Source organism: Dolichospermum circinale AWQC131C (assembly GCF_000426905.1).
GTDB classification, from domain to species: Bacteria; Cyanobacteriota; Cyanobacteriia; order Cyanobacteriales; family Nostocaceae; genus Dolichospermum; species Dolichospermum circinale.
The window spans coordinates 1-7626 of the sequence record NZ_KE384611.1 but is presented as its reverse complement, the minus strand read 5'-3'; the positions used below and the strand labels follow the sequence as shown (position 1 = coordinate 7626).

At 36.6% G+C, this 7626-nt stretch carries 8 protein-coding genes; 3 read left to right on the top strand and 5 right to left on the bottom strand.

The annotated features are described in order from the left end of the window. The first annotated feature begins 46 nt into the window (after window positions 1–46). The 3 genes from ACIR131C_RS22500 to ACIR131C_RS0110725 all read left to right on the top strand — a co-directional run bounded on the left by ACIR131C_RS22500 (window position 47) and on the right by ACIR131C_RS0110725 (window position 844). Window positions 47–226, top strand: a complete 180-nt coding sequence (locus ACIR131C_RS22500; RefSeq protein WP_155963080.1) for a DUF5615 family PIN-like protein — start codon at window positions 47–49, stop codon at window positions 224–226. A 133-nt stretch (window positions 227–359) separates the two neighbouring features. After that, on the top strand, window positions 360–578 hold the full coding sequence (locus ACIR131C_RS0110730) for a hypothetical protein (protein WP_028090187.1): 219 nt from the start codon (window positions 360–362) through the stop codon (window positions 576–578). After that, window positions 575–844 carry a ParE family toxin-like protein gene (locus tag ACIR131C_RS0110725; protein WP_028090186.1) on the top strand — a complete coding sequence of 90 codons (270 nt, stop codon included), beginning with the start codon at window positions 575–577 and terminating at the stop codon, window positions 842–844. Before ACIR131C_RS0110730 ends, ACIR131C_RS0110725 begins: the two co-directional genes overlap by 4 nt. 100 nt (window positions 845–944) lie before the next feature. Here the strand turns inward: ACIR131C_RS0110725 and ACIR131C_RS0110720 are convergent, their stop codons facing one another. The 5 genes from ACIR131C_RS0110720 to ACIR131C_RS0110700 all read right to left on the bottom strand — a co-directional run bounded on the left by ACIR131C_RS0110720 (window position 945) and on the right by ACIR131C_RS0110700 (window position 7601). Further along, complete coding sequence (locus ACIR131C_RS0110720) at window positions 945–3065, bottom strand: serine/threonine-protein kinase (RefSeq protein WP_028090185.1); 2121 nt, start codon at window positions 3063–3065, stop codon at window positions 945–947. Between the two features lie 38 nt (window positions 3066–3103). Then, window positions 3104–4825 carry a PP2C family protein-serine/threonine phosphatase gene (locus tag ACIR131C_RS0110715; RefSeq protein WP_028090184.1) on the bottom strand — a complete coding sequence of 574 codons (1722 nt, stop codon included), beginning with the start codon at window positions 4823–4825 and terminating at the stop codon, window positions 3104–3106. Window positions 4826–4965: 140 nt separating this feature from the next. Continuing rightward, complete coding sequence (locus ACIR131C_RS0110710; RefSeq protein ID WP_028090183.1) at window positions 4966–5502, bottom strand: FHA domain-containing protein; 537 nt, start codon at window positions 5500–5502, stop codon at window positions 4966–4968. Window positions 5503–5784: 282 nt separating this feature from the next. Beyond that, on the bottom strand, window positions 5785–7176 hold the full coding sequence (locus ACIR131C_RS0110705; protein WP_028090182.1) for a vWA domain-containing protein: 1392 nt from the start codon (window positions 7174–7176) through the stop codon (window positions 5785–5787). Window positions 7177–7217: 41 nt separating this feature from the next. Then, window positions 7218–7601 carry a hypothetical protein gene (locus ACIR131C_RS0110700; RefSeq protein ID WP_028090181.1) on the bottom strand — a complete coding sequence of 128 codons (384 nt, stop codon included), beginning with the start codon at window positions 7599–7601 and terminating at the stop codon, window positions 7218–7220. Window positions 7602–7626: the final 25 nt, after the last annotated feature.

Here is a 7626-nt window from a genome sequence, read left to right as displayed (position 1 = left end):
GAAAAGGATAAACTTTTGATATTGGAGGGGGTTGGGGGTGGGGTTCTTGTACCTCATAACATCAGGAAGTGCTGTAAGTATACTGCCTGGATATCCACCTAAAGTAATTTGGGTGAGAAGTGGTAATTGTTCAACAAATCAAATAGAAGAAATTTTGCAATTACATTTAGAGGATATCCAAGCCTTTGCAGAAAATTCAGATTTAGGAGTTTTGACACTTTATTAAATTAAGTTAATATGATTTTGCGTGAAACAAAAAAAGAGCGATCTGCTTGCAGCAGCGTTTCGCTATCGCGCATCAACAACCTTTAACTATAGTAAAATAATTACAAAGCCCTATTCACAGCAGCTTACTAGCTATGACTCAACTACTAGAAAAAGCCATTGCACAAATAAAGCAACTTCCTGAAACCGAACAAGATAGGATTGCCTTACTCATCCTTGAAGAAATAGAAGACGAAAGCCGATGGGATCAAGCATTTGCTAAATCTCATGATATGCTTGCTCAACTTGCAGCAGCAGCATTAGCAGAAGATCAAGCAGGTAAAACTTTAGAATTAGATCCCGAAAACCTGTGAAGTCTAAAACAACAATTCAGTTTCGTAACCTGTACGCTGATCTTCCACCGCAGGTTAGACAACAAGGACGTACAGCTTATAAACAATTTAAAGAAGATCCCTGGCATCCTAGCTTACGTTTTAAATTAGTGCATCCCAACTTACCTATTTATTCTGCTCGTGTTAGTAAAAATTATCGTGCTGTAGGTGTGCGAAACGAAAGTGGTATTATCTGGTTTTGGATTAGTCCTCATGCAGATTATGACAAGCTATTATCTCAGTTATAATTACTGCCAAAATCCTTATTTTTCTTCTTTGCGTGATATAAAAAAAAAGAGCGATGGCCAAAGCACCCACCATAGGCGATCGCGCATCAACAACCTTTAACTAAATATTCACTCCTATGAATTGAAAAGCCTGTTTAATACTTAAACTCATTGGTAATTTTTGTTGCTTTGCATATAATTCCGCCGCTTTACCATAAGCAGATAACATTTCCCGGCTGTTTTCCACCTGTCCATCTTGACTTTTAATATTCAGCAATACCCAACCTAAATTATGATAGGCCTCAGCATAACCAGGATTATATTTAATCGCTTTTTCAAGACATAACCTTGCCTTCTGCAACTCTCGTACCTGGCCATATAAAGTACCGAGACGAAATAAAACAAAAGCCTGAACGGCTTGGGGTTCAGTAAACTTTTGTAAAAAATTCTCATAGATTTGAATAGCACTTTGATAACCTTGTAAATTTTCCTGAGTAATGCCATAATTAATTAACACCCATCCAGGAACTAACTTGTGACTGCTGGCTTGTTGAAAACTAGTTAAGGCCTCACTCCATAAATCCTGACTACATTGTTTCCAAGCCTTTAAACCCCAAGCGAAAGCACTATCAGGCACTTGATTAATAAATTCCTCAATTCTTCTATCTACATCATTAACCTGTTTAGTAAAAACAGCTTTTTCTAAAGCTAGAATCAAATGAGGATATAGCCAAGGTAAATGATCATGGTTATTATTTTGGATTTGCTGTGATTTAAAAATTCCTTGTGTGGCAGCACGAATGGCTAATTTCCATTGTTGTTGCTGTATATATATCCAAGCTTGCAAACCTAACGCAAACGTACAATCAGGCTGTAACTGTAATGCTTGATTTACTGTATTTTCTGCCATTTTTAAATTACCAGACTTACCTAAAGCCCAAGCTAAATTAGTCTGTATCCACACTTGTTCAGGAGATAATTTAACCCCTTTTTCTAGATTTTTAACTGCTTCTTGCCAATTTTTTTGCCGACAATTAATCAGCCCTAAAACTCCATAACCTCTACCGTCATTTGGTTGTAATTGAATAGCTTTTTTTGCTGCTATTTCTGCTTGTTGATCATCAACATATATTTGTAATAATGCTAGTTCTACCGCTGCTTCTCCATGATCTGGTGCAACTTGCAAATATTTTTGATATGCTTGAACAGCATCAACTAATTGACCTTGTTTGACTAATTCTTTAGCCCGTTGATGTTGAGGAGTGACAAATTTACCTTGAAGTGCATTAATTAATTCATCAGCCGTTTGAAATCTATCCTCTACCCTAAATTGCATTCCTGTGAGAATAACTTTTTCCATTAAAAAACTTAAATCAGGGCGTAGTTGTCGGGGTGATATTAATTTATCCACGGAACTACCTTGTAAAAAAGCACTAGCCCTATCCGTCGCTTCTATGGGTAATTTACCAGTCAATAATTCATACATTGATGCACATAAGGCATAAAGGTCTGTACTAGGAAAACGCTTACTTTTTTGAATATATTGTTCATAAGGTGCATATCCGGGGGTTAATATTCGGGTCATATCCCCAGTTTGACCGGCAATAAATTCTCTAGCTGCACCAAAATCAATTAATACGGCTTTATCGGAGGGAACAATAATAATATTTTCGGGTTTGATGTCTCGATGCAGTAAATTATGACTATGAATAACTTTTAAAGCCCCAGCAATTTGCACAAAATAATTTTTAATTTGATTTTCCGCCAGTATCCCTGTTTCTAGTAAGATTTTATCTAATGATTTACCAACAAGTAATTCCATTATCATGTATGCGGTATCATTTTCTGTAAACCACTCATAAATTCTGACGATATGAGGATGAACACATTTTTGTAGATAATTAGCCTCTACTTGAAATTGTTGTAGTTGTTGTTGACGCTGTACGGGAGTAATAGACATAGGCCACAAAACCGTATTACCCTGTCTAGCAGCATTTTCTGGCCATAGTTCTTTAATAGCGACTTTGGTAGAGTTGGAGATATAAGTAGCTGTGTATGTAATACCAAACCCACCTTGTCCTAATATGTTATCTATTCTATATCTGCCATTTCCTAATAATGTTCCCGGTGATAAATGCAGATTTGATGTAGTCGCAGAAGGAGTTAAAGGTGTACCGCAAGCGATACAGCTACTTTCATGATCATCGTTGTCAGTCAGACAGGTTGGACATTGAATAGACATAATCGGTAAATAATCGGTAATGGGTAATAGTCAGTAATCTAGGTATTAACTAAAAATTGTAATGCTAACAGGGTAGCATTATCAGATGCACCACGTTCTAAAACTTTATTGATAGTCAAATTAACTGATGTTTGTAAGTTTTGATCAATGGTAAAAATTTCCTCTAGTTCATTTTTAGAAACAAGATCCCAAACACCATCAGAACATAATAAAAGAATATCTTGATGTGCTAATTGCATAGATAATTCTGGAGTAGTTTGTTTGAGATTTTGGACGTAACCATCACTTAATCTGCGTTTTGTACCGATGGATTTGATCAGCACATTTCTATCGGGATGTTCTAAACTTTGGCTTGGTGTAATTTGTCCACTAGCCACTAACATAGCCACAAGCGAATGATCTTCGCTGAGTTGTTTTATTTCTCCTTGACGTAGTAAATAAATGCGACTATCACCAACATGACTAATTATTAATTGTTGGGATCTGGCAAAAATAACGCTTAGGGTTGTTCCCCCTTCCTTAACTTGATTAGATACTGTTTCGTTAGCTTGAGTAAATAAGTTTGTTAACCATTCCTGGTATTGTTCTATAGTTGGATATTCGGGAAAAATTGCCGTCTCTAAAACTGTTTTTATTGCCAATTTACTAGCTAGTTCTCCTTGGGACATTCCCCCCATACCATCAGCTATAGCGGCTAAAATTATAGTTTCTGTATCACTGATTTTTTGGTATTTAATCCCATAGTTGTCTTCATTTTTTAACCTATTTATTGATAAGCCAACGGTAGAACTGCTGGCTATTTCCCAGTTAATCTTTGGTGTGCTGATTTCTTGACGGGTGTTAACTAATATTTGTAGGAGTTGTTCTAATGTAAATCTTTCTTGTGGTAAGGTAGATAGGCAAATTTTGAGAATTTGATGGATAATAGGAATAGGAGTAATTTCTATTTCTTCCCTTTGGTCTATTGGTAATGTTTGTTTGTGAATTATCTGATATAATAACGCTGCAACTGTATAACTACTCATTGTTTCTTGAATAGGACTTTTACAGTATGCTAATTCAGGATCACAATAATTTCCCACTAATCCAGAAGTGAGAATTTCATTCACAGGATAGGCATTGGTGAGGTCAAAAAATTCTATGGGTGTTCCTATTTTAATAAATTGCGGTAAGATGTTAATAACACACCATTCTCTTTGAAATATATAGCGGAATAATTGACAAATTTGCCCGGTAATTAATAATGATTCTTCTAAAGTCTGTTCAGTTTTTAACCAAGTTTCTAAGGTTTGATTTTCCCTGGGAAGATAAGTAAGAATTAGCAGTTTTTGATTTGATATATTGGTGCTAATTGCTGTTTCTGGATAATATTCCTCTGCTAAATATTCCTCTGCTAAATATTCTGAAGTTGTATCTATTTCTGCAATAGGAGAAATGGTAGTTTCAATTTCTGGTGTATTTTGTGGTTTAATATCAAATTTAATATCAATAGTTATATTGTCTTCGCTGTGTGCCAGTAGTTCGGTAATTAGTTTGTAATCACCTAGTTTTTTTCTCAGTTCCAGTTCTCGGTTGAGTGCGCTGTCAATTGCACCTATTCTTAGTAAACCGGGTTTTTCTGATGCGATATTAACCTGAAAATAATCAATATTAGGTGTGAGTTGTCCTAAATAGGAAATAATTTCTATTTGCAGGTTTTGCAGTTGAAAACAGATGTTTTCTTTAATTATTAATGGGTTTTGATTTGTGGGTTCATTCATGGATTTATAAGAATTATAGTAGTGAATTGCGGGCAAGACTTGTACTGAGCTTGCCGAAGTATTTGTACTGAGCTTGCCGAAGTATTTGTACTGAGCTTGCCGAAGTATGCCCACTCCACCAGAGAATCTTTTTGATTTTTTTAGCCGGCTTCAAAGAGAAATCTAACTTTACCAAAGGCTATTTCATCACCTGAGTTTAAGGGTGTCGGTATGGTAATTCTAGCACTAAAGCGAGTTTGTCCTAGTGCTTTGATAAATACTCCGTTGGTAGAACCTAAGTCTTTGATTTTCCATGTTCCTAATTCTTGATAAATTTCCGCATGATTGCGAGAAACTGTTTCTCCACCAAAAAATTGTTCTAAATCAATTTCTACTGGTCCTGTGTCTGGATCAAATATGCCCACAATGGCGTTATTATCTATGATAAATTCTGATATGGGGGTGGGGGCGTTTGTTTGTTTAGATGTTAGTTTGGCTTTGGTAAATGTATTGGTAATTGGGGGATAGTTGGGTTGTGGTGTGGTTGGTTGAATGACTGTAGGGGCTAAAGTTGGTTCTATTTTTGGTTGTGGTGTGATTGTGGTTTGTGCTATGGTTTGTAGTTCTGAACCGCAAGCATTACAAAATCCTGAGTTGTCTAAATTTTGATCATAGCCGCAAACTGTACAAGTAATCATTGTGTTTTTCTCCTCTTTTTTAATTATTAATCTTTTTTCGCACCCAGACAATTACAATTATTAGATCAGCTGTTACGCACCTAAATTGTATAATCCTAAAATGGTTAAATCTTGCGGGGTGGGCATACTTCGGCAAGCTCAGTACAAGTCTTGCCCGCCAGACTTATCCTAAAATGGTTAAATCTTGTGGGGTGGGCATCTTGCCCGCCAGACTTATACAAATTAAATACACAACAGCTGATTAGATATTTGAATCAGTCTTACTCTTAACTTAGGCTGTATTTACGTTCCTGTGAGTTTTCTCATTTCTGCTTCTGAAAGCATTTCGTTAATATCATCCCCCATTTTTACGGTTTTACCTTTTGCACCCATTTTCACGGTTTTCCGAGTTCCATCAGAGATTTTTCGGGTTTTTCGCAGTTCTTCCTGGGCGTTGTTTAAGGATTCGGTCATGTCTTTATTGCCGATTTTTACAGTCATGCGGCGGGCTGTTTCTAATATTTGTTCGGCTTTTTGTGGATCTTGTTCCGCTATTTTTGTGGCTTGGTCAACGAGGTTGGCTATGTTGCATTGTTGTACATAATCCATGACTTCTTGATTGACTTGGGCTGCATTTTGTTGTCCAGGAATGAATTGGATAATTAGGTTCTCTGGTGGTAGTTCACCACGGATTTTTTGTCCAGGTATATCATAAGTCATTCCCACCTGGGCGATACGCACACGACCAGCGAGGCGATTATTAATGGTAAATTCCAGGATAAATATGGTTTCATCATTAGCGATCGCATTTCCTATAGGATGAGGATCTTGATTAATAGGAAACTCGGCTTGGGTCGGGTAAGCCCGAACTATGCGGGTCAATTCCACACCTTTCACCGTCTTTACTGTTAGGGCTAAGTTGGTGATAACCTCTTGTTGGGCTTGGCTATATTCGTCTATAATTTTATCGGGTAAGTCGAGGATAGAAATTTGTGTACCTATGGCTTTTCCCGGAACTATATAAAGTAATTTTCCCCCCGTAGTATCGCTAAGATGGGTAAGTAAGTCTTCATTAAATTCTCCCACTCCCAATGCGGTAATGGGGATATTATTAGTGGCGAAATTACTAGAAATTGACCGACATTGATCCTCATCAAATGTTTGTCCGTCCGTAAATAACAAAGTCCGTCTGACTGTCATTTGTTGTTCACTTAAAATATCATAAGCAGTACGTAATCCTAATCCCATGCGTGTACCACCAGAAAATTCCCGAAGTTTCTCAATGGCCGTTTCTATGTGGTTGATTTCCGTCGCACTGGTTAAACCAATAATTTGGGAAGCATGATCATCAAATTGGACTATAGCAATGCGATCGCTAGTTGTCAATTTTCCTGAACGCACTAATGCTAATAAGGATTCAATGACTAGATCTATTTTCGATTTTCCACCTATAACCTTTTCATATTTTTTACCATCCTGTTCATAAATAATACCCGTTGGTTTTGACTCTCCTAATATTATCTCATACATTGACCCACTAGTATCAATGACAAAAGTAAAGGTTGTGGAGGGACGACTTCTAGCTATCTCTTTGGTGGGACGTAATTTCAACATCACAAATAATTTTTGTGCTGCTGTATCTGCTGGCATAAATTCCCGGTGGGGAGTAATATTAATGTTAATATTATTCTGCATTTTTCTTTCCTAATTGAATAATTAATTGAGTAATTGAATAACTAAATAAAATTTAAAGGGGGAAGCATCCCAAATTCAGGTTCTATATCCGATAAATACGGGTCAATTATTTTTGGGATTTCTTGATTTCCCATTTCCTGGAGTTGGTCAATATTTTCCTCTATTAATAACCGCAAGTTGAGAGTCAGAGAACTAAATCTATATCCTTCTCTAATATCCTTGATCCAAGTTTGAATAATGTTGTTGAGTTGATGATCTTTTATGGCTGACAGGCTGAGTTTTTGCAAGGTTGCGCGGATATCTTCTTTGATAGCGGGGGTAAAAATCTGTTCTGGCATATCTTCTTGAATTGGGTTTAGATCTAAAGTGTAACTGTATCGTTCTGGTGAATCCTTAGGTTGCAGATGAAATGTATATTTAACCATTTATGGCTCTACCGTTCCTTTGATG

What these genes read in the sequence shown, in the direction of transcription:
- ACIR131C_RS0110705 (WP_028090182.1), bottom strand. Translation starts at nt 7,176, where the DNA reads ATGCAGAATAATATTAACATTAATATTACTCCCCACCGGGAATTTATG.
- ACIR131C_RS0110700 (WP_028090181.1), bottom strand. Translation starts at nt 7,601, where the DNA reads ATGGTTAAATATACATTTCATCTGCAACCTAAGGATTCACCAGAACGA.
- ACIR131C_RS0110720 (WP_028090185.1), bottom strand. Translation starts at nt 3,065, where the DNA reads ATGTCTATTCAATGTCCAACCTGTCTGACTGACAACGATGATCATGAA.
- ACIR131C_RS0110715 (WP_028090184.1), bottom strand. Translation starts at nt 4,825, where the DNA reads ATGAATGAACCCACAAATCAAAACCCATTAATAATTAAAGAAAACATC.
- ACIR131C_RS0110710 (WP_028090183.1), bottom strand. Translation starts at nt 5,502, where the DNA reads ATGATTACTTGTACAGTTTGCGGCTATGATCAAAATTTAGACAACTCA.
- ACIR131C_RS0110730 (WP_028090187.1), top strand. Translation starts at nt 360, where the DNA reads ATGACTCAACTACTAGAAAAAGCCATTGCACAAATAAAGCAACTTCCT.